This window comes from Lentzea sp. CC55, assembly GCF_021056325.1.
Classification (GTDB): Bacteria; Actinomycetota; Actinomycetes; order Mycobacteriales; family Pseudonocardiaceae; genus Lentzea; species Lentzea jiangxiensis.
Window position 1 is genome coordinate 62,278 of the sequence record NZ_JAJCXE010000028.1, and the last position, 26,960, is coordinate 89,237.

Here is a 26,960-nt window from a genome sequence, read left to right on the forward strand (position 1 = left end):
GCAAGGTATCCACCGGTGCGGCCGGGCACAGTCGGTCGAACGACCGACATCCGGCCTGGGTTCGCACGCCGGCCGAGGCTTCCGCGTTGTTCCGAGATCGGCGCCGCCGAGCACGGCGGATCAGCACGTCAGCAGCATCAGCGTGAACATCGTCGTCGAAGCGGTGACGAGGGGCAGCGCGACGGCTGTGAGGCCGGTGAGCGTGCCGGAGAGGACTCTGCCCACGCGGCTCGGCGTCCGGGGCCGCCGCCGCAGGTGTTCGAGCCGGGCGTCGATCGCGTCCCTGCCCATCGCGAGCGCCGAGTCCGGGGCGCCGTGGCACGAGACGCGCAGCAGGGCGGTGCGGACGGTGTCCGCGCCGTGGGTGCGGGCCGCGGTCAAGTCCGCCGACATCTCGACCAGCTCGCGGATCGTGCTGCCCGCTCGCTTGAACAGCGGCAGGACGGGCAACGCGGTGGCGACGGCGTCCGCGGCGGCCACCAGCAGGTGATGGCGGCCGGTGAGGTGGGCCCGTTCGTGGTCCAGGACGGCGTCGACCTCGCCGGGGGTCAGGTGGAGGTGAAGTCCCTCGGTGGCGACCACGACGCCGGGTTTGGCCGCGAGGCTGAACGCCAGGGGTCGTTCGTGGTCGAGCCACACCGTCGCGGGCGCGCCGGCTTCTCGTCGTCCGGCGAGCCGGAGCACCGCGAGTTGCTCCTCGCGGGCTCGGGCGCGTCGGCGGGCGCCGCGCACGCCGACGACGGCGAAGCGGACGAGCAGCCCGGTCAGCAGGGCGCCGCCGGTGATGCCGCTGAGCACCTCGACGGTGGGGGTGGCGCCGTGGACCACCGACTCCCAGCAGTGGTGCAGGGTGGAGAGGCCGTGCTCGGGCAGCAGGAGCAAGACCACCGCGACGGCCGAGGTGGCGACGACCGCGACGATCGACGTGAGCCACCCGACGAGAGCGACCACCGGGTCGCCCAGGCTCCGCAGCAGGGGTGGCGCCAGCCAGCCGGCCGCGGCGGACGCGAGCAGCAGGGCCAGGGCGACGGTCATGTCCCGGCGGCCTTGCGGCGGAACGCCTTGCGCAGCACGGCCGACTCCTCGGCCGTCGCCGACTGCGCGAAGTGCAGCAGGGCGGCTTCCGGGTCGCCGGAGGCGACGAGGATGTCGCGCACGGCGTTCGAGGCCGCTTCGACCCGGCTGGTCGTCGGCTCGTACCGGTAGGCCTTGCCCTCGAGTTCGCGGGCGACCCAGTCCTTGCGGTGCAGGTTGTCCAGCACGGTCATCACGGTCGTGTAGGCGAGTTGCTTGCCGGTGTCGAGGCGTTCGAGCACCTGGCGCACCTTCAGCGGTTCTCCGGCGTGCCAGAGCACGTCCATGACGGCGGCTTCCAGCTCACCCAGTCCACGCATCACTTCACCCCTTCCCGCAGGACGAGAAGTATGCCCGGTGGTCGGGAGGAGGCTGCGGGGATGCTGGCGGCGACCCTGCCGCCCGCTCTCAGAGCCTGAGGCCGGTCGTGCCGCGCGGCTTGTAGACGGCGAGCACCATCGCGACGACCAGGACCACCACCGCGCCACCGGCGTGCACCACGAAGGTCGGCGTTCGCAGCGGCGCGAGGTCCGCGGAGGGATCCGCGGCGACGGCGGCGAAGCGGTCGACCGTTCCGGTGTAGATCAGCAGCACCGCGGTGGCGACGGCGTTCAGCACCAGCTTGAAGATCACCCAGTAGTGCCGGAACAGGCCCCACGTGCTGCCGAGCGACGACAGCAGGCCGGTGAGCAGGGACGCCACCGCGAACGGCAGGACGACGTACCGGACCACCGGCTGTGCGATCAGGTTCGCGGCGCGGAGGACCTGGTCGTCCTGGGCGGTCACGCCGACGATGGCCACGGCCAGGAACGTGAGCACCGCTCCGAACCAGCCCACGGACGACGCGATGTGCGCGGTGAGCGCGAGTTTGCGCAGCTGCGGCCTCATCGGTGCATGCCCGGTCCGTGCTCGACGGGCAGCACGAGCGCGATCAGGAGCAGCACGACCAGCGCGGCCACGACGATTCCCATGATCTTCACCCAGCGCGGTGCGGCAGCCATGGGACGAGTTTACGAGACATAGTGTATTTATCAAGACATCGTGTCTCGATCATCTAGGATGAGGACGTGCCAAGGCTGTGGAACGAGACGATCGAGACGCACCGTCGCGACGTGCGCCACGCGATCCTGTCCACCACCGCGGCTCTGGTGGCCGATCGAGGACTGCTGAACGTGACGATGTCCCAGATCGCGGAGCAGGCCGGAATCGGACGGGCGACGCTCTACAAGTACTTCCCAGACGTCGAGTCGATCCTGCTCGCGTGGCACGCCGAGCAGATCGCGCACCACCTCGCGCACCTCGCCGACGTCCGCGACCGGGCCGGCGGTCCGCTCGAACGCCTGAAAGCGGTTCTCGACGCGTTCGCCGCCGTCTCCCGCGGTTCCCGCGGGCACTTCGACACCGGCCTCGTGGCTGCCCTGCACCGCGGCGAGCACGTCGCCCAGGCGCGGAACCAGGTCCGCGACCTGATCCGCGATCTCCTGGTGGACGCGGCCGCGGCCGGTGAGGTCAGGGGGGACGTGGCACCCGAGGAGCTTGCCGCCTTTTGCGTCCACGCGCTGGCGGCAGCCGCCTCGCTGCCGTCCGGGGCCGCGGTGCGCCGCCTCGTGGAGGTCGTGCTGGCCGGCCTCCGGCCCGGTGGCCGCTGATCGAGCCGAGGGTGGCTAGCCGGCCAGGAAGCCGGTGATGCGGCTCGTCCAGGTCTGCACTTCCGCGACGGTCCTCGCGACGTGCAGGGCCGATCCGGGCAGCAGTCCGTGCAGCCGTTCCGCGGTCGGGACGGGGTGCAGCGGGTCGGTGTCCCACGTGAGGATCAGCGCCGGATGAGGCAGCGCCGCGATCTCCTCGGGCGACGGCAGGTCCGACTGGCCGATACCGCGCAGGACCGGGGCGAGCAGGTCGTCCGGGATGTCCGGCGGCAGGTCGAAGGACGGGAAGTCGGCGAAGATCGGCAACGGCTCCCTGCGCGCCCACTTCCGGCGCCAGCGCGCGGCGCCACCGGACTCGATCGACTCGGCGTTGTCGGTGTACCACCGACTCGTCCGGTTCGGGCCCTGCTCCCACGCCACCGGCGGGATGATCAGCACGAGTCGGCGGAAGCGGCTCGGTGCCGCGATGGCGGCGCGCAACGCCACGTCGCAGCCCAGTGACGAGCCCATGAAGTCGATCGGCTCGTCGAGGTCCAGCTCGTCCAGCAGGGCGAGCAGGTCCAGCGTGAAGTTCTCGAAGTGGTAGTCGTCGGCGACCGGGCGGCCCGTCGAGTGCCCGTGCCCGCGCTGGTCGTAGGTCAGCAGCCGGTGATCGGCCGCGAGGGCGTCGAAGTCGAGGAGGTGGAGCCGGCGGACCGCTGCCCGGCTCAGGAAGACGCCGTGGGCGTAGCCGAGGAGCGGACCGGATCCGGTGAGCTCGTACGCGATCCTGGCGCCCGCCCTGCTGACGTACCTGTCCTGCACCACTGCCCCCTCGGTGTGGAAGTGGCTCGGCTCGCACGGCGGCGAGCCGGGCCACGAATCAGACGGTCTGCTCGTTCGCGCTGCGGAAGCCCCGCAGCCTCAGGCTGTTGCTCACCACGAAGACGGACGAGAACGCCATCGCGGCGCCCGCGATCATCGGGTTGAGCAGGCCGAGCGCCGCCAGCGGCAGGGCGGCCACGTTGTAGGCGAACGCCCAGAACAGGTTGCCCTTGATCGTGCTGAGCGTGCGGCGCGACAACCGGATCGCGTCGACCGCGGCGCGCAGATCGCCCCGGACGAGCGTGAGGTCGCTGGCCTCGATCGCGACGTCGGTGCCGGTGCCCATGGCGAGGCCGAGATCGGCCTGGGCGAGCGCGGCGGCGTCGTTCACGCCGTCGCCGGCCATCGCGACCACGCGGCCCTCGGACTGCAGGCGCTTGACCACGTCGACCTTGTCCTCGGGCAGCACCTCGGCGATGACCTCGTCGATGCCGACCTCGGCGGCCACGGCCCGGGCGGCCGCCTCGTTGTCGCCGGTCAGCAGCACCGGCCGCAGTCCGAGGCCGCGCAGCCCCGCGATCGCCTCGGCCGAGGTGGGCTTGACCGTGTCGGCCACAACCAGCACGCCCCGCGCTTCGCCGTCCCACGCCACCACCACGGCGGTACGGCCCTTGGCCTCCGCCTCTTCCTTGGCTGCGGTGAGCTCCTCGCTCAGCCCGACGCTCCACTCCTGGAGCAGGCGCTCGCGGCCGACCAGCACGGCGTGCTCGCCGACGACACCTTGGACGCCGAGGCCCTCCAGGTTCCGGAAGTCCTCCACCGCCGGCAGGTCGCCCACGCGGTCGGTGGCGCCCGTGGCGATCGCCTTCGCGATCGGGTGCTCGGAGGCGTGCTCCAGCGCGCCGGCCAGGCGCAGCACCTCGTCCCCGGTCACGCCATCCGCGGCGTGGACCTCGACGAGGCTCATCTGCCCGGAGGTGACGGTGCCGGTCTTGTCGAGCACCACGGTGTCGACCCGGCGAGTGGACTCCAGCACCTCCGGTCCCTTGATCAGGATGCCCAGCTGTGCGCCGCGCCCGGTGCCGACCAGCAACGCGGTGGGCGTCGCCAGGCCGAGCGCGCACGGGCACGCGATGATCAGCACGGCCACCGCGGCGGTGAAGGCCGCCGAGGCGCCCGACCCCGCACCGAGCCAGAACGCGAGCGTTCCGACGGCCAGCGCGATCACGATCGGCACGAACACCGCGGAGACCCGGTCGGCGAGGCGCTGGACCTCCGCCTTGCCGCTCTGGGCGTCCTCGACGAGCTTCGCCATCTGCGCGAGCTGCGTGTCCGCGCCGATGCGGGTGGCGCGCACGACCAGCCGGCCACCGGCGTTGACCGTGGCGCCCACGACGGTGTCACCAGTGCGGACCTCGACGGGTACCGACTCGCCGGTGAGCATGCTCGCGTCGATCGCCGAGCTGCCCTCCACGACCACGCCGTCGGTGGCGACCTTCTCGCCCGGCCGCACCACGAACCGGTCGCCGACCCTCAGGTCGTCGACACCGATCCGCTGCTCGCGTCCGTCCCGCAGCACCGCGACTTCCTTGGCGCCGAGCTCGAGCAGCGCGCGGAGCGCGGCCCCGGCACGGCGCTTCGACCGCGCCTCGAAGTAGCGGCCCGCGAGGATGAACGTGGTGACGCCCGCGGCGACCTCGAGGTAGATGTTGCCCGCGCCGGACGTCCGCTGGACGGTGAGCTCGAAGGCGTGCGTCATGCCGGGCGTGCCCGCGGTGCCGAGGAACAGCGCGTACAGCGACCACAGGAACGCGGCGGCGACGCCGATGGAGATCAACGTGTCCATCGTCGCGGCGCCGTGGCGCGCGTTGGTCCACGCGGCCTTGTGGAACGGCCAGGCGGCCCACACCACGACGGGAGCGGCGAGCGTGAGCGACAGCCACTGCCAGTAGGTGAACTGCAGCGCCGGGATCATGGCGAGCGCGATGACCGGCACGGTGAGCACGATCGACGTGATCAACCGCTGCCGCAGCGTGCGGGTCGGGTCCTCCTCCGCCTCCTCCGCGCTCCCGGTGGCCCGCGGGGGAGCGGGCAGCTCGGCCGTGTAGCCGGTGTTCTCGACGACCTTCACCAGCTCTTCGGCGGTGAAGGACTCCGGGAAGCTGACCCTGGCCTTCTCGGTGGCGTAGTTGACGCTGGCCCGCACGCCGTCGAGCTTGTTCAGCTTGCGCTCGATCCGCGCGGCGCAGGAGGCACAGGTCATCCCGCCGATCGAGAGTTCGATCTGACTCGTGCGGACGTCAGCCGCCGTGGTCATGGCCGTCCTCCTTCTCCGGTGTGGTCGTGCTGGTGGGCTGCGTCCGCGGTTGCGGTGCGGCCGTGCCCGTGGTGGCGAGGGTGAACTCCGCGGTGCGGACCTGACCCCCGTGCTGGAAGTCCAGGAAGAGGCGGTAGCCGCCGGACGTCGGGACCTCGACCGCGAACTTCACCCCGGGGCCGGCACCGGGTGCCTCCACCGGATGAACGTGCAGGTAGGCGAGGTCGGCGGACCGGAGCGCGACCAGGTGGCCACGGGCGCCCAGGTAGGGCTGCAGGTCGGTCACCGGCTTGCCGTCCCTGGTCACCGTCGTGGTCACCGTGGACTCCGCACCGGGTTTCAGATCGCCGTCGAGGCGGACCATGTAGCCGTCCACCGTGAACTCACGCGAGTCCGTCTCGTACTGCTTCGGCTCGTAGGCGCCGGACACCTGGACGTCCGTGCCGAGCGTGGTCTTGGTGCCGTTCTCCGGCTTGAAGTCGGCGAAGACCCGGTAGCTGCCGGCGGCGGGCAGGGTCAGCGGCACCGACCACGTCCCGTCCGCGGCCATCTCGGGGTGCACGTGCTGGAACCCGGAACCGTCCCGGCGCACCAGCACGAGGTGCAGCCGCTTCTCGTGCTCCACGTCGAACTTCGTCACCGTGCCGCCGTCGGCGGTGCCGATGCTGAACTGGAAGGCCTGCTGCTCGCCGGCGTTCGCGCTGGTGCGCAACGGCTTCAACACGTAGCCGTTGTCCGCGGCGGACAGACCGGGCGGCAGCTCGTCGCCGCCGGTGCCGGCGGGGGACTGCGTGGCGCCGTGGTCCATCGCGGCCGGGGCGGTGCCGCCACCGGACGGACCGGCCGCGGCGCCGGCGGCCCAGGCGCCGCCGAAGACGATCGCCAGCACGCCCGCGTAGGCGCTCACCTTCGTGGCGGTGTTCATCTCGGACCCTCTCAGCTCGCGACGAGCGTGTAGCCGGCCTCGGTGACGGCGGCGCGGACGTCGTCCTCGGCGACCGGCTGGTCGCTGGTGACGGTGACCTTGCCGCTGTCCAGCTCGACGTCGACCTTGCGCACGCCGCCGATCCGGCCGATCTCCTCGGTGACCGAGCTGGCGCAGTGTCCGCAGGTCATGCCGGTGACGGTGTAGCTGGTCTCGGCCATGGGAACTCCTCGTTGCTGATGGGACTGGGAAATCAGGAGCGGACGAGGCGGGCGATGGCGTTGCTGGCCTCGGCGATCTTCTGGTCCGCCTTGGCGCCGCCCTCGGTGATCGCCTCGCTGACGCAGTGCTTCAGGTGCTCGTCGAGCAGCCCGAGCGAGACGGCTTGGAGTGCACGCGTCGCGGCGGAGATCTGAGTGAGGACGTCGATGCAGTACTCGTCGTTCTCGATCATCCGCTGCAGGCCGCGCACCTGACCCTCGATGCGCTTCAGGCGGCGGAGGTGGGCTTCCTTGTTGTCCGTGTAGCCGTGCATGTGCCGCTCCTGTCGATCGGTCCGTCGCGCGGCCGGTCGCGACTGACCGGGGGAACGACGGGCGCTTGCGGCAAACATACCTAAGGGGGGTATGGGTGTGCAAGGCCTGTTAGGGATACGGGGTAGGGGTATGTGTCGTGACGTGGTTCACCGCAGTGTCGTGGGCACCGGGTTTGTCGTCGCAGGGAGAATGTGGCCTGCACGGCAGGTTTACATACTATTCGCTATAGTGGATCCAGGTCGGCTTCCCCCGTGCCGGCCACGACCTCGCCGAGGCACCCCCTCGAACTCGGTGAGAAGCACGTCCGGGCCGGGTGAACTGGTGTTCACCCGGCCCGGACGTCGTGTGACGGGGCGGTCCTACTTCAGCAGCCCCTGCATCTCGGTGATCTCCGCCTGCTGCGCGGTGATGATGTCCTGCGCGAGCTTCTTGCTCTCGGCGTTGCCGCCCTTGCCGAGGTGGGTGGTGGACATCTCGACCGCACCCTGGTGGTGCCTGATCATCATTTCCGTCCACATGCGGTCGAACCCGGCACCCGTGGCCCGGCCGAGCCCGGCCATCTCCTCGGCGGTCATCATGCCGGTCCCGGTGCCGTGGTCCATCGAACCGTGGTCCATCCCGGGCATCGACGACGCCGTCGGGGCCGCGCCCCACTTCGAGAGCCACCCGGTCATGGTCCTGATCTCCGGGTCCTGCGCGTCCTCGATGCGCTTGGCGAGGTCGAGGACCTTCGCGTTCGTGGTCTTACCCGGCACCATCTCGGCCATCTCCACCGCCTGCCGGTGGTGGACGATCATCTCCTGGGCGAACCGCACGTCGTGGTCGTTGTGGTCCGCCGCCTGCCGGCCGGGGGCCGGAGCCGGCGCGCTCGTCGAGTCGTGCCGCATGCCACCCATGTCGTTGCCGCCGCTGCTGCACCCGGTGACGAGCGCGAGAACAGCGACGCCCGCGACGCCGAATCCGATCAGGGACTTCCTCATCGAGCTTCTTCCTCCTGTGCTGGGAAATGTGTGATCTGTCTCCGGAGTCCGGACTGATCACAGCCTCAGCACGCAGAGGGAGCCGAGCAGGTCGCGACCGCCTCTCGGCGGTCGTTCCGGGGCGCGAGGCCGGGTATCCGTCGCCTGGAGGCGCGCGGGAACAAGGCGCTTCGTGGTCAGCAGCAGTGGCCATGCGAACAGGAGCAACGACGCGACTGCGGTGATCACGGCAACGCACAGGTGGAGCATGTCGTGTGCAGGCTCCGGCGCGGGATCTCCGGAATGGTGTGCACCGTGTGCACTCGTGGACACGGTTCCGTGTGTGGGCGGCACGTCGTTGCTCACGTTGACGTGATGCATGCCGACCACTCCGAGGAACAGCGCGCACAGCAGGATCCATTGGATCGTCCTGCCGTGCGTCTCCGGAGCCATGTAACTACCCTACCTAGTAGGTCACATCAACGGTGTCCACGGGTCGCTGCGAGATCTGGTTCGAAGAGGAGCAGATCGGCCGGCTTCAAATGCTATTCGGGGTAGTAGGTCCCTGATCCGGGCAAACCGGGTCTCTCGGCCAACAGCACAGCCGGGGCGGCTCGGGTCGCCGCGACTGACGCGCCAGTGGACGGTGACCGCTCGTCTTCCCGGGCATTCCGTCTTCGGTCCTGCCGCTCCGCGAAGAAGGCTTGACACCCCCTGGGGGTATGGGCGTAACTTGGCCGCCAACATACCCCACTGGGGTATCAAGGTCGGAAGAAGAGGAGCAGGCGATGAACCACACCGGTGGGCGAACGGGTCTGACGAAGCTGGCCGTCTCGGCGACGCTGCACTGCCTCACGGGCTGCGCCATCGGTGAGGTCCTCGGCATGGTCATCGGCACCGCGCTGGGCTGGTCGAACCTGGCGACGATCGCCCTCGCCGTGGCGCTCGCGTTCGTCTTCGGGTACGCGTTGACGATCCGTCCGGTGCTCGAGTCCGGTCTCCCGCTGCGCGCCGCGATCGGTGTGGCGCTCGCCGCCGACACCGTGTCGATCGCCGTGATGGAGATCGTCGACAACGGCGTGATGCTGATCGTGCCCGGTGCGATGGAGGCCGGCCTGGCCAGCTGGTTGTTCTGGGGGAGCCTCGCGTTCGCGCTCGCGGTGGCGTTCGTGGTCACCGTTCCGGTCAACCGCTGGCTGATCTCGCGCGGCAAGGGGCACGCCGTCGTGCACCAGTACCACGGCGGCGGCCACGAGGGTCACCACCACTGAGTGATCGGTGGCCGCGAGGCGCTCGCGGCCACCGCTCGTCCGGATATTCGTTCTGCGGGGTAGGGCTTCCAGCGTCCGGTCACGGCCGACGTGTGGAGGTCGTATACCCCGTACCCGTAAGGAGTATTAAAATGTCTCGGTCAGAGGGGACTGATCGGCGCAGGTGGTGGGCGTTGACCCTCATCGCCGCCGCGCAGTTCATGGTCATCATGGACACCTCGATCATCGGTGTCGCGCTGCCGAGGATCCAGGCGGACCTCGGGTTCTCGCAGGAGGACCTGTCCTGGGTCTTCAACGCCTACGTGGTCGCGTTCGGCGGACTGCTGCTGCTCGGGGGCAGGCTGTCGGACCTCCTCGGAGCCCGCCGCGTGTTCGCCGCCGGCTGGCTGGTGTTGCTGGTGGGTTCCGTGGCCGCGGGTGCGGCGGGCTCCACCTGGCTGGAGCTCGCGGGCCGCGCCGTGCAGGGTGCGGGCGCCGCACTCATCGCGCCGTCCGCGCTGACGCTGTTGATGATGCTCTTCGGCGGCGAGCCGAAGCGGCTCGGCAAGGCTCTGGCGATCTACGGAGCGGCTGCTCCGGCCGGTGGCACCGCGGGTGTCTTCCTCGGCGGTGTGATCACCGAGTACCTCAGCTGGCCGTGGGTGTTCCACATCAACGTGCCGGTCGCGGTCATCGCCCTGATCGCCACCCCTTCCCTGATGCCCGCCGGCACGGCGCGGCGCGGCTCGACCGACCTGTTCGGCGCTGTCACCGTGACAGCCGGGCTGGCGGTGGCGGTCTACGCGATCGTGCGTGCTCCCGAAGCCGGATGGACCTCCGCGGAGACCGTGGCCGCTCTGATCGCGGCCGTGCTGCTGCTGGGCACCTTCCTGCTCGTCCAGGCCAAGCGGAAGGCTCCGCTGGTGCGGCTGGGCATCTTCCGCACGCCCCAGCTCGGTGCGGCGAACGTCGCGCAGCTGCTGCTCGGCGGCGCGTGGATCCCGATGTGGTTCTTCCTCAACCTCTACCTGCAGCAGGTGCTCGGCCTGGGAGCCTTCGCCAGCGGTTCGGCGCTGCTGCCGATGACCACCGCGATCATGCTGCTGATGGTCGTCGTCGCACCACGGCTCACCGCGCGGTTCGGCGTCAAGGCGATGGTCGTGTCCGGCCTCGTCCTGCTCGCCGCCGGTCTCGGCTGGCTCGCCCTGGTGCGCCCGGACGGCGACTACTGGGTGGACGTCCTGCCCGCCTCGCTGGTGGCCGCCACGGGCATGGCGCTGGCGTTCATCCCGTCGCTGGGCACGGCCATCTCGAGCGCTCGCCCGGAGGAGGGCGGCCTCGCGTCGGGCATCGTCAACACCAGCTACCAGATCGGGTCCGCACTCGGCCTCGCCGCCATGACCGCCCTGGCGGCCTCCTACGGCGCCGGTCAGATCGGTGACCCCGAGGCGTTGACCACCGGCGTTTCCGCCGCCTTCACCGGTGCCGCGGGCATCGCCGTCGTCGGCGCGCTCGTCGCGAGCGGCACGGTGCGCGGTCGCCGCGCGGTCACCGCGAACGCCGAGCGCGAACCGGCGAACGTCTGACCGTTCGCCCGCGCCGAGGGCGGGAGCTGACGGCGCGAGCCGGGTCGCCCCGCGCGGGGCGACCCGGCTCGTCGAGGGGTGGGTCAGAGGCGCTGGAGGGTGTAGGTTCCGCTGCCGGCCTTGTTGATCAGCACCACGCCGTGCCAGCCGCTGACGGCAGGGGTGAAGGTGATGGTCTCCACCGCGCCGGGGCCGCCGGCCGTGGCGCCGGCCGAGGCGGTCGCGCGGCTCCTGACGTAGGTGGAGGACGAGCCGTCCACCGAACCGACGACGAACAGCTCGGCGTCCTGGGACGCGCTGCCCGGAGTGACCTTGATGGTCACCGGCACGCCCGCGGTGAGCATGGTGTCGCGCACCGCCACCACCTTGGAGCTCGTCATGGCCACGGCCTGCGAGCTGGCCACGTGCAGCAGGGTCGAACCCTGTGCCAGCTCCAGGGCGTAAGTGCCGCCCGTGCCGGAGGCGACGCTGACGCGCGGGTAGAAGTCGCCGAGGGGCGTCTTCCCCGTGTTGGAGTTCACCGCCACGAAGTCCGTCGCGCCGGCGACCACGCTGGACCCCTTCTGGACGGTCTGGGCCTTGTCGTCGTACACCCGCAGGTTGTAGTCGGCGCCCGCGGGCGGGCGCAGGGCCACCACGGACCACGAGTTGTTGACCGTGTTGTAGGAGAAGTTGTGCGAGGTCGCGGGCGGGGTCGGCCGCGACACCGGGGTGTTGGCGGCCAGCGGGTCGCGGAAGGTGAAGTCGATGGTGTTCTGGTAGAGCGAGGCCAGGCCGTTGGTGAGCGCGGTGTTGAAGCCGTCGGCGGTGCGGTGGCCCCAGAACTCGGCGAACGTGTTGGACTTGTGCAGGAGGAAGGTCGTCCAGATGTGGCCGGGGGTGCGGCCGCCGTCGCTCAGCCGGTCCCAGGGGGCCTCGTTGGTGGCGTCCGACAGGTCGATCAGCGCGCCGGCGACGCGGCCCTCCACGGTCTCGCCGTCCTGCCAGGGGAAGGTTCCCAGCGGCGGGTTGGCCCAGGTGGATCCCCAGGTCGCGCTCTCCAGGTCGATGGTCTTGCCGTCCGCCCAGTTCCAGACCGGGTCGTTGTACACCTGGGTCGGCGTCCACTCGGCGAAACCCTCGACCCAGGCCAGGCCCGCCGTGGACTGCGTGTGGACCTGGTGCCAGCCGCCGGCGCCGGGCACCGGGCTGAACTCGTAGACGTCGTCCATCACCCAGTGGGTGGCCTCGTGCACGGTGGTGTCGCGGGAGATGGGGGAGCTGGCGGGCAGGAAGACCTGGCGGACGTTCTCGTTCGGGTCGTAGTGGGGGCCGACGGCCGAGTCCCAGCGCCAGTTGACGACCATCTGCCGGCAGGAGCCGACGTCGAGGTCGTCCCAGCAGTCGCCCGGCTTCCAGTACCACAGGTCGTTGACCGCGTCGAAGGCCTGCACGCCGAGCCAGTGCAGCGGGTCGGTGGGCTGGAGCTGGCCGTAGTCGTGCGTGGCACCCGCGGCCAGGTTGGACACGACGGTGCTGTCGTAGGAGTACAGGTTGCCGCCGAGGTCCTGCACCCGCCACATGTTGTTCTCGGCGAGGAACCGGACGTAGACGTCCTGACCGCCGTCGATGGTGCCGCCGTCGGCGTCGGTGTTGTCGAAGCAGACGGTGTAGCCGCCCCCGCTGTCGGTGGCGACCACGCCGAGCAGGTCGTGGCCGTCGGCGGTGTCGCGGTCCCACACCTGCACGCCGTAGTTGGGAGAACTGCGGACCGCGAAGGTGCTGTCGGTGTAGGCCCAGCCACCGGTGACACAGGCCGTTCCGGCGAGGGCGGTGGTCTCCCCGCGCTGGGCGGTGGTCCCGGCGGGCGCGGTGGCGGCAGCGGCGGGCCGATGGGGCAGTTGGGGCGCCACGCGGCCGGCGGTGACCTCCACCGGGGCGGCGGAGGAGTGGGCGGAACCCGCCATGCCGGGGGTGGACCTGCCGCCGCGGTCGGCGACGGTGAGGTAGACGTGGTCGGCGGGGTCGGCGGAGTGCTCGTCACCGGCGGCCACCGCGCGCACCGCGATGTCGGCGGGACCGGCGGTGGTGGCCCGGACCCGGCCGGTGAAGCGCCTGGTGCCACCCGCTGCCAGCGCGGTGGCGCCCTCGGCGCGGCGCACCCCGCCGCGGTCGGTGGGAGTGGCCGCGGCCACCCGGCGGGTGCCGAGCCCGGCGGGCACCTGCTCCCATTCGAGCCCGGCGGGCAGGTCCACCTCGACGCGCACGTCGGGCCGGGCGAACTGGGCGGCGACCTCGACGGTCAGCTGCGCGGACTCGCCCACGGCCGGCAGGGCGGCCAGCTCGGCCGAGACGGAGACGCAGCTGCCCCACGGGTTCAGGGTGGTGACGTGCGGGTTGGGTCTCAGCGTGCACACCTGCGGCCCTTCCACCGCTTGCGCCCCGGCGGGGAGAGCCGTGATCAGGCTGCTCGCGGTGAGTGCGACCAGTGCGGTCGGCCACCAGGCACGCGCCTTCGATCTGGACATCGCTCACTACCTTCTCGGAAGTTCGGAAAGGCTTGTGAGACCACGATCGCGGCGCGGTGCGGTTTCCCCCAGGACCACTACCGGGCAGGACGGGGTGGGCCACTCCGGCGCGGCGGGACGCCGGGTGACCGGCCACAGTGGACGGTGATGTCCGTGCGGCCCGTGGGATGTCCCGCCGATCGGCGCAGTGCGCACCGCGACCTGTCGGTGGATCGTGGCGAAAATCCGCGCGGGAGACCGCCGCCCCGCACTACCGTTGTGATCAGGGGAGGGGGAAGTGTGGCCGGTTCGCAGCTGATCGGGCGTGAGCGCGAACTCGCCGCGGCGGCCGAGGTCCTCGTACGGGCGGAGGAACGCACCGCCCGGCTGCTGCTGTCCGGCGAGCCGGGCATCGGCAAAAGCGTGCTGTGGGAGCGGGTGCTGGCCGACGCCGCCTGCCGCGGCTACACCGTCCTGTCGTGCCGCCCGGTCGAGTCCGAGGCACGGCTCGCCTTCGGCGGCTTGGTCGACCTCTTCGACCGCGTGCCGGACGACGCCCTCGCCCGTCTGCCGGGGCCGCAACGGACCGCGTTGGAGGTGGCGTTGCTCCGCCGCAACGCCGACGACGGCGCGGGTGACCCGCGTGCGGTGTGCCTGGCGACGCTCAACGTCATCCGCTCGCTGGCCGCGGCCGCGCCGCTCGTGCTGGCCGTGGACGACGCGCAGTGGCTGGACGAGTCCAGCGGCCGGGTGCTGGAGTACGTGGTGCGCCGCCTCGCCGACGAACGCGTGGCGGTCGTGATGTCCGTCCGCGACGAGGCCGGCGACCACACGCCACCGGGGCTGGCGGAGCAGGACCACCTGGTGCACCTGCGCCTGAGCGGACTGAGCATCGGTGCCCTGCACCGGCTGGTGCGCTCCGCGGTCGGCTTGCCGCTGCCGCGTCCCACGCTCATCCGTCTGCAGCGGGCCTGCGGCGGCAACCCGTTCTACGCGCTGGAGCTCGCCGGGGTGCTGGACCGCGACGGCGGCGCGCCGGGGCTGCCGCTGCCGGCACCCCGCGCGCTGAGCGAGCTGCTCACCAGCCGGGTGGTCGCGCTACCCGCCCGCAGCCGCGACGCTCTGCTCTACGCCTCGGCGCTGGCGCAGCCGACCGCGGACCTCCTCGCCGCGGCCATGGGCGACGTCGAGGCAGCCCACGAAGCGCTGGCCGACGCCGAGGACCACGGCGTGGTCGAGGTCGTGGCGGGAGCTGTCCGCTTCACCCACCCGCTGCTGCGCTCGGCGGTCTACTCGGCCGCACCGAGCGGCCGCCGGCGGCAGGCGCACCGGCGTCTGGCGGCCGTGCTGGCCGACCCCGAGACCCGCGCGCTCCACCTGGCCATCGGTGCCGGCGGCCCGGCTCCCGAGGTGGCCGACGCGCTGGACGAGGCCGCGCACATCGCCCGGCAGCGCGGTGCGCCGGAGAACGCCGCCAGGCTGTGGGAACTGGCGGCCGGCCACGTCGCCGACCCGGTGCGCAGGGCCGGGCTGCTCGTTCCCGCCGGGCAGTGCCTGTTCTCGGCCGGTGACGCGCCACGGGCCCGCGAGCTGTTCGAGGCCGCCGTGGCGGAGCTGCCCGCCGGACCCGAACGCGCGGCGGCGCTGCTGGAGCTGGCGGTCGTGGTGTTCTTCGGGGACGGGCCGGTCGAGGCGACCGCGCTGAGCGACGAGGCGCTGGCGTGCGCGGGGGACGACCCGGTGCTGCGCGCGACGACCTACCTGCGCCGGTCGTTGTTCTGCCAGAACGACACCGCCGAGCGCAACCGCAACACGCGCCAGGCGCTGGAGGCGATCACCGGTCACGAGGGCGCGGCGCCCGACGACCTCGTGGCGTGCGTCCTGGCCGGCAGCGCCTACTACCAGCTGCTGGCCGGTGAAGGGCTGCACGGCGAGTACCTGCGGCGTGCCGCGGAGCTGGTCTCGCCGACCGGGCAGTCCCGTGACGCGCGGTCGGCGCGCAGCCTGCTGCGCGTCGTCACCAAGTACACCGACCCGGCGCGAGGACGCCAGGAGTTCGCGCGATCGCGCGAGGCGCTGCTCGAACGGGGCGAGGAGGCGGTCGCCGTGCACGAGCTGGTCCACCTGGCCGAGCTGGACGTCTGGCTCGGTGACTGGCCCCTGGCGGCCCGGGAGGCCGCGGAGGCCGTCGACGCCGCCGAACAGACCGGGCAGCGGCCGTGGATCGGCTACTCCCTCTACACCCGCGCCCTGGTGGACGCCCACCGCGGGGACCACGACGCCGCCCGGGAGGCGGCGGAGGAAGGACTGCGCATCGCCACCGAGCTGGACGACTCGTGGGTGACCGTGCACCTGCGTGCGGTGCTCGGCTTCACCGAGCTGTCCCGCAACGAGCCGGAGGCGGCCAGGACGCACCTGACGGCCGCGCTGGAGGTCTGCGCGGTGGTCGGGCTGGGGGACTTCCCGCTCAGCTCGCTGTACGGCGATCTGGTCGAGGTGACCGCGGAACTGGGCCTGGTCGCCGAGGCCGAGACATTGCTCGCGGACCTGGAGCTCCGCCGCGATCGCGCGCCGCGGCCCTGGATCACCGCGGTGGCGGCCAGGTCGGCGGCGCTGGTGCGGATGGCACGCGGCGATCTGGCGGGCGCGCAGGCGGCGCTCGACTCCGCGCCGGACCTGCCGATGCCCTTCGAACGGGCCCGCACCGACCTGGTGCGCGGCCGGGTGCTCAGGCGGCGCAAGGAGAAGCTGACCGCACGAGAGGCGCTGCTGGCCGCCCGGCACGAGTTCGACCGGCTGGGCGCGCCCCGCTGGGTGGGCGAGGCCGACACCGAGCTGGGCAGGCTGGGGCTGCGCCGCGACGACGAGCACGGCCTCACCGCGACGGAGCTGCACGTCGCCCGGCTCGTGGCCGGCGGGCTGAGCAACCGCGAGGTGGCCGCGGCGGCGTACGTGACGACGAAGACCGTCGAGGCCCACCTGAGCCGGATCTACCGCAAGACCGGCGTGCGCTCGCGCCGCGAACTGAGCCGGCTCGAGTTCCTGAGGGAGCCGCGGCCCTGAGACCTGTACCGACCCGCGTACCCGGTGTTGTACGTGGGTCGGCCGACCGTGCCCCCGAAAGGCCGCCTCAGGCCCGGCTACCGCGAACACGGACTTCGACACGGACCCCAACTGTGGGGTCGTTCCCCGATTCGTCAGGGGGTGTCTTCACCGCAGGCTTGGACGCATGACGACGGAGGCGGCCGGGCAGCTGTTCCTGGTGGAGTGCTACCTGCCCGGCGCGGCCGCGGACGAGGTCGCCGCCGCGATGGGAGCGGTGGTGGCCGCGAGCGGGGGGACCGCGGCGTTCGTCTGTTGCCTGGCCATACCGGGTGACGACACCTATTTCTGCCTCTTCAGCGACGGCACGCCCGACCACCTGGGCCTGACCTTCCGCCGGGCAGGGGTGCCCTTCGAGCGGATCGTCGAGGCCACGAGGGTCGGTCCGGACGTCGTCGAGGCGGCGTTCGCACGACAGGGGGAACAATGCGCGACCCGGAGAGCTTGACGATTCCGATCAGCCTGGACCGGAGAGCCCGCCGCCCGTTGCAGGAACAGCTGGCGGAGCAGCTGGCCACGGCTGTCGACCGCGGGCAGCTGGCCCACGGCCGCCGGCTGCCGTCCACGCGGACGCTCGCCGAGCGGCTGGACGTCTCGCGCGGTGTCGCACTCGCCGCCTACGAGGTCCTGTACTTCCGCGGCTACCTGGAGAGCCGCCGGGGTTCCGGCACCTACGTCGCCGGCCGCCCGGCGGACCGGCCGTCGGCCGTCCACGCGCTACCGCCGGCGGCACCCCGCTGCGATCTGGTCGACTGCACCCCCGGCCAGGCGACCCGCGACGGGTTCCCGCTGGCCGCGTGGCGTGCGGCGTGGCGGCACGCGAGCTTCCAGCCGCCGCTGACGTGCGACCTGCCCCGCGGCGGTCTGCCGGAACTGCGCCAGGCGGTCACCGAGCACCTGCGCCGCACCCGCGGCCTCGTGTCGGAGGACCACGAGGTGCTGATCACCACCGGCGCGCCCCAAGGGGTGATGTACGTGCTGACCGCCCTGGGAGCCCGTGGCCGGCGCGTCGCCGTGCAGGACCCGGCCCCGCGGGTGCTGGGGCAGGCGGTCGAGAACGCCGGGGCCACCGCCGTGGCGCTGCCCGCGAACCGGGACGGCCTGTGGAGCGGGGTGGTGCCACCGTCCTGCACGGCGGTGGTGGTCTCACCCGACGGGCAGGCGCCGTGCGGCGCCGTCATGCCCGCACTGCGCCGCCGTCAGCTGGCCGACTGGGCCCGGCGTGAGAACGGCTACCTGGTGGCGGTGGCGCAGGACCACATCGTGCCCTCCGCCGCGCCGTTGCCCCGGCTGCTGCACCTGGCCGGCGCACGTGTCGTGGCGGTGGGCGACTTCCGCACCGTGTTCGCCCCGTCGCTGCGGGTCGGTTACGTGCTGATGCACCGCAGCCTGCTCAGCGATGTGACGTGGAGCGTGTGCCGTGGCAACGACCAGCCGTCCGCCGTGGCCCAGTCCGCCATGGCCCACCTGCTGGCCGGGGGACACGTCACGCGTCGCCTGCGCCAGCTGGGACGCCTGTTCGAGCGGAAGGACGCCCTGGTGCGGGCCGCGCTCGCTCCTCTGCGTCCTGCCGTCCGCCTCGCGGCGCTCGGCACGCCGGGCGTGACCGTGGTGCACCTGCCCTGCCACGTCCGCGCCGAGCAGGTGCACGCCGAGCTGGCCCTGCGCGGCGTGGAGGTGCCCACGCTGGCGTCGTTCCACCTGCCCGGACGCCCGGCGGGCAACGCGCTGGTCCTCGGGCACGGGCACCTGCCCGAGCGGGCGCTGCGCACGGCGCTGGAGGAGCTGATCGCCGTGCTGCGCGCCGGCCACGCCGTGATCGGCCGGGCGAGCGGCCTGTAGGCCGTGGCACCGGCCGTCCCAGAACTCCGCGCGGTCCACGCGCGGTGAACGGAAGAAGAACCGAGGGGAAGAGTTCTCGTGAACATCCGCAAATCAGCGGCCGCCGCCGCAGTGGTCCTGGCCGCCGCTCTCGCCATCACCGCGGGTCAGGCGGTGGCAGCGGCCGCCGGCGACTCGCACGACGCGGGCGTCCCCGTGTCCATGTACGCCGACAACGACGGCGCCGGTGGGAGCAGCAGGCCCTGAGTCATCTGCAAGCCGGTGCCGTCCCCTTCCTCGGAAGGGGACGGCACCGGCCGTTTCGCGCTATCTCCCGTCGTCGCGGTCGTGTTCGTCGCCGCCGCGGCGCAGCTCCCGGCGCGCGTCCGAGAGGGACCGGGCCAGCTTCGGCAGTCTGCTCGCGCCGAACAGCAGCACCACCACCAGCAGGATCAGCAAGACTTCCGTCGTACCCAGTGGCACGGCGCTCTCCTCTCAGGCCAGCGGGACGGTGTCGGTGTGGACCAGGCGGGTGGCGGCGGTGCCGCCGTTGCCGTCGCGGTGCACCTCGAACTCCTCGACGACCAGTCGCAGCGCACCGGCCCCCGTGGGCAGCAGGACCGTGCCGGTCCAGGTCTGGATGCCGTTGGCGCTGGTCGGGTTGGAGATCGTGCCGGCGACGCTCCCGGCGGCGGGCTGCCAGCGCAGCACCGGGTCGGTCACGCCGTCGAGCTGCCGCTCCACGGTGACCCGGACCTCGTTGAGCCGGCCGGAGTCGGTGTGCAGGGGACCGGGGCCGGTCACCTGGACGGTCCGGGTGTCGCCGGTGCCGGTCACGACGACCGTCCGGTCCGGCGCGAGCTGCGTGAAGTCCGCGGTCGCCACCGAGGACAGGGCGCAGCCGGGCACCGAGCTGGGCTGGTAGCGGGCCAGCGCCAGGCGCACGAACGGGAAGTAGTTCTGCAGCCGCTCGTCACCCGCCTTCGTGACGCGGATGTCGCAGAACCACAGACCGCGAACCGAGTCGTAGGCCACGTCGTACGCGGCGAACTTCAGCTCGGTGGCCGGGAACTCCGGCACCGTCATGTGCGAGCCCGAGCCGTAGACGGCGGCCTGCGGGAAGGAGCTCGTGGTCACGTCGTCGGGCATCACGGTCGAATGCATCGCCCCGTCGGCGCCCCACGCGGTCACCACGCCGCGCATGTGTTCGGGCGCGTCGTTGACCACGTCCGGCCACATCAGGACGGCGAGCTTCTCCCCGGCACCGCTGGAGAACCACGGTCGCTCCAGGTACACCCGCAGCCCGCCGCCGCGCCGCACGCTCTGGCCGGGTGCGGGGCTCTCCCACTGGAAGATCGGCACGATCTGGCGGATCTTGGGCGCGGCGGGACGGGCCGTGCTGGGGATGTTCTGCTCGATGACCGCGGCCGCGCTGCGCGTCTCCGGGCGGACGAACGACACCTCCAGCGTGCGGGGCGAGGTGAGCCTGCCGCCGTCGGTGCGCCGGAACGTGCCGGTGGCCGCGTTGGTGATCACGTAGTCGCCGGAGGCCTTGTCCGCGGTGCTCCCCAGCGGGCCGGGGTGGTACCGCTGCTGGCTGTGCTTGTCGACCACGACCAGGTGGGCGGGGTCGATCGGCACGCCGAGGGTGTGCTCCGCCCCGCTGAACGCGACCTCCCGGTGCTCCTGGAAGAACTCGCTGAAGCGGGTGACCGCCCGCACCTCGTACCGCACGCGGCGGTGCTTCGTGTCACCGAACTCGTGCCGTGCCTGGAACTCCACCGTCTCGGTGTCCGGCGCCGGCCCGAGCGTCCGGTCCACCACCACGGTGACCGGGGCGCCCCGGAACTCGCGTTCGAGCTCCACGGCGCTCACGCCGTCGTCCACCGGCATCTTCCAGCGGCCGGCGAACTCCACGCTGCCGGTGCTCTTGCGGCTGACCGTCATGGACGGCCCGAGCACCGCGCAGGTCGAGCCGAGCTGGCCCTCGACCGGCCGCCTGGCGGTGACCGAGCCGATGCCCGGCACGGCGAGCGGTGTGCGCACGGCGTGCGTCAGGGTCAGCGTCCTGGCGGGGGTGAACATCCAGTGCCGTCCGCCGACGACCGACTCCCGGAGCGCGGTGAGGTTCACCTGCTCCGACGGGTGGGCGGTGTTCCAGTCGGTCGCGCCCTTCTCGACCAGCGGCCACAGCGCCATCAGGTCCAGGTCGGCCGAGTTGAACTGCGCGGAGAGCTGGAGCTGGTAGCTGTCGCCCGGCATCAGCCGCACGGTCAGCACGCGCTCCGTGCCGTTCCACGACCAGCCCGGCGCGCCCTGCTGGAGGCGGATGCGGAATCCCTTGGCACTGGGCCAGGTGGCCGGGTCGGCCGCGACGATCGTGGTGGACGTGGTGCCGCCGGGCAGCCCGCGCACCAGGACGCGCCTGGCCAGCGGTTCCGGCAGGTAGGGGACGGGCAGCGTGTCGGTGTCGTAGTACCAGTGGTCGTCCTTGGGCGCGGGCAGGGTGCGCGCCGAGGCGTGCTGCTCCAGCACGGCGGCGTCGCGGGTGGCCAGATCGGCGTACGCGACGGCGTCCATCGGCCTGCCGTCGGCGGTCCGGTCGAGCATCCCGTGCTGTTCGGCGACCCGGACCGTGGTGCGGGGCGGCAGCACGTGGCGGTCGACGGTGCCCACGGCGGTGTCGCCGCCGGTGTTGCCGCGCAGCACCATCACCTCCAGCGACTCGGCCTCGCCCGGCACCGACCGCAGCAGCACCTCGGGGGCCGGCACCGGTTCGAACCGGCGGAAGGTCTCCACCGCGGTGCTCAGCGCCGAGTCGGTCATCGCGTCGGCCTGCTCGGCGGTCACCGAGTTGCCCGCGATGTCCACCACCCGCGCCCGCAGCCGGTACCGCCTGCCGAACCGCAGCCGCGGCAGCGCACGGGCCTTGAACCTGGTGCGGAACTGGAAGTCCTGGTCCCCGGGCCCCTCGTTGTCGGCGAGGCCGTTGTCCGCGGCCAGTCCCTTGCCGGGCCGGCCCACGGCCAGGCTCCAGCCCGCCCAGTGCACCAGCGACTCCTGGACGTACAGGTCCTCGTCGCCGGCGGCACCGGAGGTCGTCAGCGCGGTCTGCGCCGCCGTCTCCTCCAGCACCCCGACCTCCTCGCCGGCGGTGCGCACGAACACGTAGGAGCCGTCGCGCCACATCAGGGAGAACCACTTCCCGGTGGTCTCGTCGCGCACGTCCCACCGGTAGCCCCGGACCACGTCGTCGGCGTTGAGGGTGATGTCGTCGGTGATCTTCCCGCCGTCCGGCTTGAACGCGGCGTCGTTGTTCTTCTGGTTCCGGTCGGCCTTCTGCGCCAGCTGGGACGCCCGCGACAGCCTGCCGACCGAGAACCCGGCCGTGTGCAGCGCCGGCAGGGCCTGCGTGTCCGGCGTGACCCCGCTGCGCTTGACCACCTGCCCGCCCTGTTCGTGACGCGCACGGGTCACGGTGTCGGCGAACTGGCGCACGGCCAGCGCCGCGTTGTCCGGGTCCACCTGTACCACGGCGAACCGATCGGTGTCGCCCACCCGCAGCATCCGGTCGCGCTGGTCGCTGTCGGCGTCCGGGATCGCGGTGAACACGTGGCCTCTCGCGCCCTTGCCCACGCGGCACCGCATCAGGGGCCGCACGTGCACCTCGGCCTCGCCGCCCAGCACCGGCTTCAGGTCGGTGACCACGCGGACCTCGGTGTCCCGCTCGTTGCCCTGTGCCAGGGCCAGCAGGGCGGGGTCGGTCGACTCGAAGTCGAGCACCAGGCCCAGCAGCCGCTGGAGGTGGTTGTGCTCGCGGGTCATCGAGACCACCTGGTGGAAGTCGAGCTTCGGCGGATCCAGCCTCGGCGGATCCCCGGCCACGGGCTCGCGCCTGCGGTGGAACCGCTCGGCCTGCAGGAACGACGTCCCGATGCCGTCGGCGGTCGCGGCGTCGCCCGGCCGGAACGGTACCGCCCACCTGGCCGGGTCCTGCGAGTCGAGGGTGAACAGCTTCTCCAGCGCGGTGCGCAGCCGCTCCTTGCGCTGCAGGCCGGGACCGGTCCGGTCGCTGTCGAACTCGAACCCGACGGGACCGAACGCGTCCGCCGCCGCCAGGTCGTTCAGCGGCGGGAACTGCTCGGGGTACCGCGCGCCGAACAGGCCGTAGCGCTGGTTGACGAAATCACGCACGTGCCGGGTGGGGTAGGAGCGGAGGCGCCGTTTGACGATCTTGGGCAGCTTGTGGCCCGCGACTCTCGACGAGAGCGGGAAAAGCGCCTTCCAGTGCCTGCTCACCGGCGTGGACACGCGTCTGGCCGAGACGCGCAGAGGAGCGCCGTTCCGGTCGAGGACGCCGGGGAACTCCAGTCCGAACGTCGCCGCGGACACCTTGCCCGGCCAGTCGTGCCAGTCCGCGAAGTCGTTCAGCGAGCCGGCCGGGTCGGGCGCGGTCGACAGTCGCGGCGCGACGTGCACGGAGAAGAAGACCCTGTCCAGGGCGGGGGTGAGCCCGTTGGGCAGCACGGTCCAGGTGATGGTCTGACTGCTCATGATCAGGCTCCCAGTGGTGCGAACGCGGCGCAGTAGCCGGCCCAGTCCTGCTGGGTGAAGGCGGCGCCGAAGGGGTGGGCGGGCATCGTCGGCGCCGCCAGGGCCAGGCGGTCCCCGCCGGCGGAACGGCTCGCCGAAGGCGGTGGGGACACGGAGAACTCGCGCTGGGTGCGGAGGGTGTACGTCTCGCTGACGAAGAAGCACTCGACGGACACGGTCACGTACGCCTCACCGAAGAGCACCGAGCTGCCGTCGGTCTTCCGCAGGTAGGTCAGGCCCATGTAGAACTCGACCGACACGGTGAGGAAGCCCCAGAGCTTCAGGGCCCCGCGGATCCGCAGGAACGCGACCAGGCCGACCTGCTGGCGCACCACCTCGGTGCCGTTCTCGACGACCTGGACCTTCTCCAGCAGGTAGCTGATGCCGCCGACGATCTCGACGATGCCGGAGGCGATGCCCACGTTCAGCGAGAGCCCCGCACCGAAGACGAAGCCGATCTCCAGCCGTTCCATCCCGTCGGCGCCCAGCGCCAGGCTCACGTAGCCGCCACCGTTGAACCCGAAGACGCGCAGCTGGAACGGCCGTTCGCGACTGTTGAGCGCGAAGTTCAGCCGCACCGGGGTGCCGTCGAACGGGACCTCCACGCCGACGTGGAGCGCGGTCTCGGCGATCGAGAACGGGCCCATCGGGAGTTCCGGCAGCTGGAACCGCAACCCGGCCCTGAGGCCCGCCGAGGTCACGGTGATCTCCAGCTTGCCGCCCAGGATCGAGAACTTCTCGGCGATCGGCTGCAAGAACTCGAGAGCCTGCTCGAGGTTCACCTGCCGCAGGTTGCAGTCCAGCTGCGTCTTCATGCCGCTGGCCGACGCGTACCGGAGGTGGTTGAACTCCAGGCTGATCCAGTGGTAAGCGCTGTTCTCGCCGAGCAGGTGCAGGGTGAAGTCGCGCATCTCGGCGTTGGTCCGCCAGCTGGACTCCACACCGCTCTTGTAGGGGACGCTGTACACGGAGCTCAGGACGAGCGGGTAGGGCGTGTTCTCCCCGGGCTCGAAGCCCATCGCGGCCTTGACCTTCGGCATCCAGTACATCGAGAACTCGTCGACGCCGAGTTCGGGCACGCGGCGATGGCCCATCTTCGGCGCGGCTTCCGGGTTGCGCACGGGCGGATCCTCCGGCGAGGCCAGCAGGTCCTTGAGCGGGACACCGCCGAGGAACTTGGCCTTGGTGCCGTCGCCGAACATCTGCGCCGGGTCGTAGAACTCCTTGGCCACGTCGATCGGCCTGACGGCGACCGCGCCCTGCTTGGCCGAGATCGCCTGGATGCTGCCGCCGGGTGTGGCCAGGCCGCCGCTGTTGGCCGGCGAGACCCCGAACGGCGTCGGCGGTGCGGACGAGTGCAGTGCCAGGTAGACCGCGCCGACGTTCTCCTCGGGGTTTTCGGGTTCCCCGGGTTCGGGGGAGATGCCGTGGCTCAGGTAGGGCTCGGCGAACTCGAACGCCGCCGCGGGGATCGCGGTACCGGTCACCGCGGCGACCTCGGGCAGCCGCACCACGGCCCGTTCCATGCGGGGGTGGAACGGCGCCCGGCCGGCCGTCGTGAGGGTGTCGGCGTGGAACACGATCCGGTCCACGTTGGACGTGGTGCTGCCTTCCGGGTACGGGCCGCGGTCCGCCAGGGCGATCTTGCGGCCTCCCATGTCGGCGGTGCGCACGGCGATCGGGTCGGCGGTGGTGCCGGTGTTGTACGTCCTGCGGATGTCGTTGAGCAAAGTGGTGCTGGTGGCCGTTGCGGACGGCACGAACACCACCGGCACGGTGAAGTCGACCTCGCCGCCTTCGTGGTCGATCCCGCGCAGGTGGAACGGGAACGGCGTGGTCGGCGCGCTGGAAGCCTTCGGCACGAACGAACTGACCGCTTTGGCCGGGTCGGCGAAGTCCTGGCGGCCGGTGGCCAGCTCCGGGGTCCTGCGGGTGAGCACGCGGATCGAGGTGAACGGCAGTTCACGCCCGTCCCGTGCCAGCGCTTCGTCCTGCCAGTAGGTGACCGTGCGCTGCTGCACCACGATGTACTGGGTGTGTCGCAGATAGGCGTACCACGGTCCCGGGGTGCCGTCGGGGTTGGGACGACGGGCGATCCGGCGTTCGGCGACGTCGACCAGCGAGGCGCGGTGGCCGTAGGGGTACAGGTAACCCGCGTTCTCGGTGCGCATGTGGTGGTCGCGACCCAGGGTGGCGCGGTGCTGCCAGCCCCTGAGCTGCAGGGTGGGGTGGTCCGGGTAGCTCCACGCGCCCTCGGCCTCGAAGCTCGCGCCGAGGCTGCTCAGGGTCAGCCCGGAGACCTCGACGGGCTTCGGCAGCGACGGGTGGACCCCGGTGCGCAGCGTCGGGTCAGCCGACAGCCGGACAATGGAGAACCGCTGCTTCGGCATCAGCACGTGGTTGATGTCTTCGGTTCCGGGCACGCTCCCCGGGCTCCGCACCCACGACGCCATCTGCGGGTCGGCGAGCCAGATCGCCCGCATCGCGCGGGCCTGCGGCCCGTCCTCGACCTCGGAGCCGTTCCTGGCGCCCAGCCGGGTGTGCCACAGCTCGGTCCACCCGTTGCGCGTCACCGGGGCGGTGGAGTGTTTCCAGCCCTCGTTCTCGTTGGGCGACAACAGGATGCGCCACGGCAGCTCCAGGGCGGTCTCGGTGTCGATCGGCGCCACGAGCGCGGACGCGGTCTGGGTGGTGGTGGCGGTCGGGGCCAGCCGGGGCGTGAACGCGGTCCACGCCAGCAACGCGTCGACCGTCGTGGCCATGGGCAGGGCCGCGGTGATGTCGAAGGCGAGCCGGCTCGGCCCCGACACCCTCGTGGCAAGCGGCAGGTTGCCCGTCGTCAGCGCGGTGGTGAGCATCTGCTCCAGCACCGCCTGCGGTGGGAAGTGCACCACCATGAACGCGCTGCCCGCGCCGACCTTGCGCAGTTCCGACCCGGTGGCGGTCCGCACCAGGTCCGCGTTGAACAGGTCGATCCGCAGGTTGAGCGAGTCCTCCCGGCGGCGCAGGTGCAGCGTCCGGGTCGCGGTGGCGGTCAGGGCGATGCCGGCGATCACGTCGTCGGGCGGTCCTCCCGACGATCCGGCCGCCAGCACCAGGCCGCCCGCTCCGGCCAGGAACAGGAACCGGCGGCGGCTGACCGCCTTGCCCTGCTCTCCGTCGGCCGGCAGATCGTTCTCGCTCATCGCACGTCCTCACCACGTCCGGGAATGAACCACGCCCCAGCGTCGTGTGCGGTCCCCACCGGCCGTCAGGTCCACTAACCGGTGGACTGCACAGGACCACTGCCACTCCGTCCCCAGTGGACTGGTCTGCCGGAGTTCCGGCGTTTGTGGTCCTGTCACGGGCGCGGCGCACGGCCGCAGGATGACGTTGCGCGGCAAGGGACCGCGCCACGAGGGGAACGAACGAGGGACATGATGAAGGAATTGCTGCGCAAGGCGGGGCAGGCGGTGGTGGCGGGGGCACTCGCCGTCGGCGTCATCGCGAGCACGACCGCGGTGGCGACCGCGGCGCCGCCGGGATCGGTGATCACGTCCACGCCGAAGAGGGGCATGTACTGCACGCTGACCACGAGCGTGACGGCGGGCTTCACCCACGGTGACGCGTCCTGCTACAACGGCCTGTGGCCGGGCGAGGCGGGCTGGTACATCGTCGTCACGTGCGTGGGTGGGTCCACCGCCACCAGCGGCGCCGTCTCCTCCTCGCCCTACCGGTGGGGCTCGGCGAGCGCGGGATGGTGCTGGAACGGCGTTCGGGACATCGCCATCCGCGAGCTGTGATCGCCGGTGACGGCGTCCCCGGTCGCCACGGGGGCGCCGTCACCGCTCATCGCCGTACTAGCCGTGGTCCGGTCTC

The 26,960-nt window shown here is 71.9% G+C and carries 22 protein-coding genes; 8 read left to right on the forward strand and 14 right to left on the reverse strand.

What is annotated here, in order from left to right; genetic code table 11:
* Positions 1-120: 120 nt before the first annotated feature.
* The 3 genes from L6E10_RS24070 to L6E10_RS24080 all read right to left on the reverse strand — a co-directional run bounded on the left by L6E10_RS24070 (position 121) and on the right by L6E10_RS24080 (position 1,962).
* The gene (locus L6E10_RS24070; protein WP_236221795.1) at positions 121-1,035 is read right to left on the reverse strand and encodes a M56 family metallopeptidase; all 915 of its coding nucleotides are present in this window, start codon (positions 1,033-1,035) and stop codon (positions 121-123) included.
* A complete protein-coding gene (locus L6E10_RS24075) occupies positions 1,032-1,394 on the reverse strand; it encodes a BlaI/MecI/CopY family transcriptional regulator (RefSeq protein ID WP_236221796.1) in 363 nt (120 codons plus the stop codon). The genes L6E10_RS24070 and L6E10_RS24075 overlap by 4 nt, the downstream gene beginning before the upstream one ends.
* Positions 1,395-1,482: 88 nt before the next feature.
* Entirely contained in the window at positions 1,483-1,962 is a 480-nt protein-coding gene (locus L6E10_RS24080) for a DUF2269 domain-containing protein (RefSeq protein ID WP_236221797.1), read from the reverse strand.
* A gap of 179 nt (positions 1,963-2,141) precedes the next feature.
* Here L6E10_RS24080 and L6E10_RS24085 point away from each other — a divergent pair, with 179 nt between their 5' ends.
* On the forward strand, positions 2,142-2,723 hold the full coding sequence (locus L6E10_RS24085; protein ID WP_236221798.1) for a TetR/AcrR family transcriptional regulator: 582 nt from the start codon (positions 2,142-2,144) through the stop codon (positions 2,721-2,723).
* A gap of 15 nt (positions 2,724-2,738) precedes the next feature.
* On the opposite strand, the gene L6E10_RS24090 is transcribed toward L6E10_RS24085, so the two are convergent.
* The 7 genes from L6E10_RS24090 to L6E10_RS24120 form a co-directional block, all read right to left on the reverse strand.
* Positions 2,739-3,527: an alpha/beta fold hydrolase gene (locus L6E10_RS24090; RefSeq protein WP_236221799.1), complete on the reverse strand. Its 789-nt coding sequence runs from the start codon at positions 3,525-3,527 to the stop codon at positions 2,739-2,741.
* 58 nt (positions 3,528-3,585) lie between these two features.
* Entirely contained in the window at positions 3,586-5,844 is a 2,259-nt protein-coding gene (locus tag L6E10_RS24095) for a cation-translocating P-type ATPase (RefSeq protein WP_236221800.1), read from the reverse strand.
* Positions 5,828-6,769 (reverse strand): hypothetical protein, encoded by a 942-nt coding sequence (locus tag L6E10_RS24100; protein WP_236221801.1) that lies wholly within the window; start codon positions 6,767-6,769, stop codon positions 5,828-5,830. The genes L6E10_RS24095 and L6E10_RS24100 overlap by 17 nt, the downstream gene beginning before the upstream one ends.
* An 11-nt stretch (positions 6,770-6,780) precedes the next feature.
* Positions 6,781-6,990, reverse strand: a complete 210-nt coding sequence (locus L6E10_RS24105; protein WP_236221802.1) for a heavy-metal-associated domain-containing protein — start codon at positions 6,988-6,990, stop codon at positions 6,781-6,783.
* Between the two features lie 32 nt (positions 6,991-7,022).
* A complete protein-coding gene (locus L6E10_RS24110; RefSeq protein ID WP_236221803.1) occupies positions 7,023-7,304 on the reverse strand; it encodes a metal-sensitive transcriptional regulator in 282 nt (93 codons plus the stop codon).
* A gap of 360 nt (positions 7,305-7,664) precedes the next feature.
* Complete coding sequence (locus L6E10_RS24115) at positions 7,665-8,285, reverse strand: DUF305 domain-containing protein (RefSeq protein ID WP_236221804.1); 621 nt, start codon at positions 8,283-8,285, stop codon at positions 7,665-7,667.
* 57 nt (positions 8,286-8,342) lie between these two features.
* Positions 8,343-8,717, reverse strand: coding sequence for a DUF6153 family protein (locus L6E10_RS24120; protein ID WP_236221805.1), 375 nt, complete (start codon positions 8,715-8,717; stop codon positions 8,343-8,345).
* Between the two features lie 335 nt (positions 8,718-9,052).
* Here L6E10_RS24120 and L6E10_RS24125 point away from each other — a divergent pair, with 335 nt between their 5' ends.
* A complete protein-coding gene (locus L6E10_RS24125; protein WP_236221806.1) occupies positions 9,053-9,535 on the forward strand; it encodes a DUF4396 domain-containing protein in 483 nt (160 codons plus the stop codon).
* Positions 9,536-9,666: 131 nt separating this feature from the next.
* Positions 9,667-11,100 carry an MFS transporter gene (locus L6E10_RS24130; RefSeq protein ID WP_236221807.1) on the forward strand — a complete coding sequence of 478 codons (1,434 nt, stop codon included), beginning with the start codon at positions 9,667-9,669 and terminating at the stop codon, positions 11,098-11,100.
* Between the two features lie 83 nt (positions 11,101-11,183).
* On the opposite strand, the gene L6E10_RS24135 is transcribed toward L6E10_RS24130, so the two are convergent.
* Complete coding sequence (locus tag L6E10_RS24135) at positions 11,184-13,607, reverse strand: hypothetical protein (RefSeq protein WP_236221808.1); 2,424 nt, start codon at positions 13,605-13,607, stop codon at positions 11,184-11,186.
* Positions 13,608-13,886: 279 nt separating this feature from the next.
* Here L6E10_RS24135 and L6E10_RS24140 point away from each other — a divergent pair, with 279 nt between their 5' ends.
* The 4 genes from L6E10_RS24140 (at position 13,887) to L6E10_RS24155 (ending at position 18,776) form a co-directional block, all read left to right on the forward strand.
* A complete protein-coding gene (locus tag L6E10_RS24140; protein WP_236221809.1) occupies positions 13,887-16,649 on the forward strand; it encodes a LuxR family transcriptional regulator in 2,763 nt (920 codons plus the stop codon).
* A 166-nt stretch (positions 16,650-16,815) separates the two neighbouring features.
* Positions 16,816-17,136: a hypothetical protein gene (locus L6E10_RS24145; RefSeq protein ID WP_236221810.1), complete on the forward strand. Its 321-nt coding sequence runs from the start codon at positions 16,816-16,818 to the stop codon at positions 17,134-17,136.
* A complete protein-coding gene (locus L6E10_RS24150) occupies positions 17,133-18,530 on the forward strand; it encodes a PLP-dependent aminotransferase family protein (protein ID WP_236221811.1) in 1,398 nt (465 codons plus the stop codon). Before L6E10_RS24145 ends, L6E10_RS24150 begins: the two co-directional genes overlap by 4 nt.
* 78 nt (positions 18,531-18,608) lie before the next feature.
* On the forward strand, positions 18,609-18,776 hold the full coding sequence (locus L6E10_RS24155) for a hypothetical protein (protein WP_236221812.1): 168 nt from the start codon (positions 18,609-18,611) through the stop codon (positions 18,774-18,776).
* 60 nt (positions 18,777-18,836) lie between these two features.
* Here the strand turns inward: L6E10_RS24155 and L6E10_RS24160 are convergent, their stop codons facing one another.
* The 3 genes from L6E10_RS24160 to L6E10_RS24170 are packed head-to-tail and all read right to left on the reverse strand — an operon-like array spanning position 18,837 to position 26,287.
* Positions 18,837-18,992, reverse strand: a complete 156-nt coding sequence (locus L6E10_RS24160; RefSeq protein ID WP_236221813.1) for a twin-arginine translocase TatA/TatE family subunit — start codon at positions 18,990-18,992, stop codon at positions 18,837-18,839.
* A gap of 12 nt (positions 18,993-19,004) precedes the next feature.
* Positions 19,005-23,063 (reverse strand): hypothetical protein, encoded by a 4,059-nt coding sequence (locus L6E10_RS24165; RefSeq protein WP_236221814.1) that lies wholly within the window; start codon positions 23,061-23,063, stop codon positions 19,005-19,007.
* Positions 23,064-23,065: 2 nt separating this feature from the next.
* Complete coding sequence (locus tag L6E10_RS24170) at positions 23,066-26,287, reverse strand: hypothetical protein (RefSeq protein WP_236221815.1); 3,222 nt, start codon at positions 26,285-26,287, stop codon at positions 23,066-23,068.
* A gap of 234 nt (positions 26,288-26,521) precedes the next feature.
* On the opposite strand from L6E10_RS24170, the gene L6E10_RS24175 reads away from it, so the two are divergent.
* Positions 26,522-26,884 carry a hypothetical protein gene (locus tag L6E10_RS24175; RefSeq protein ID WP_236221816.1) on the forward strand — a complete coding sequence of 121 codons (363 nt, stop codon included), beginning with the start codon at positions 26,522-26,524 and terminating at the stop codon, positions 26,882-26,884.
* Positions 26,885-26,960 lie beyond the last annotated feature (76 nt).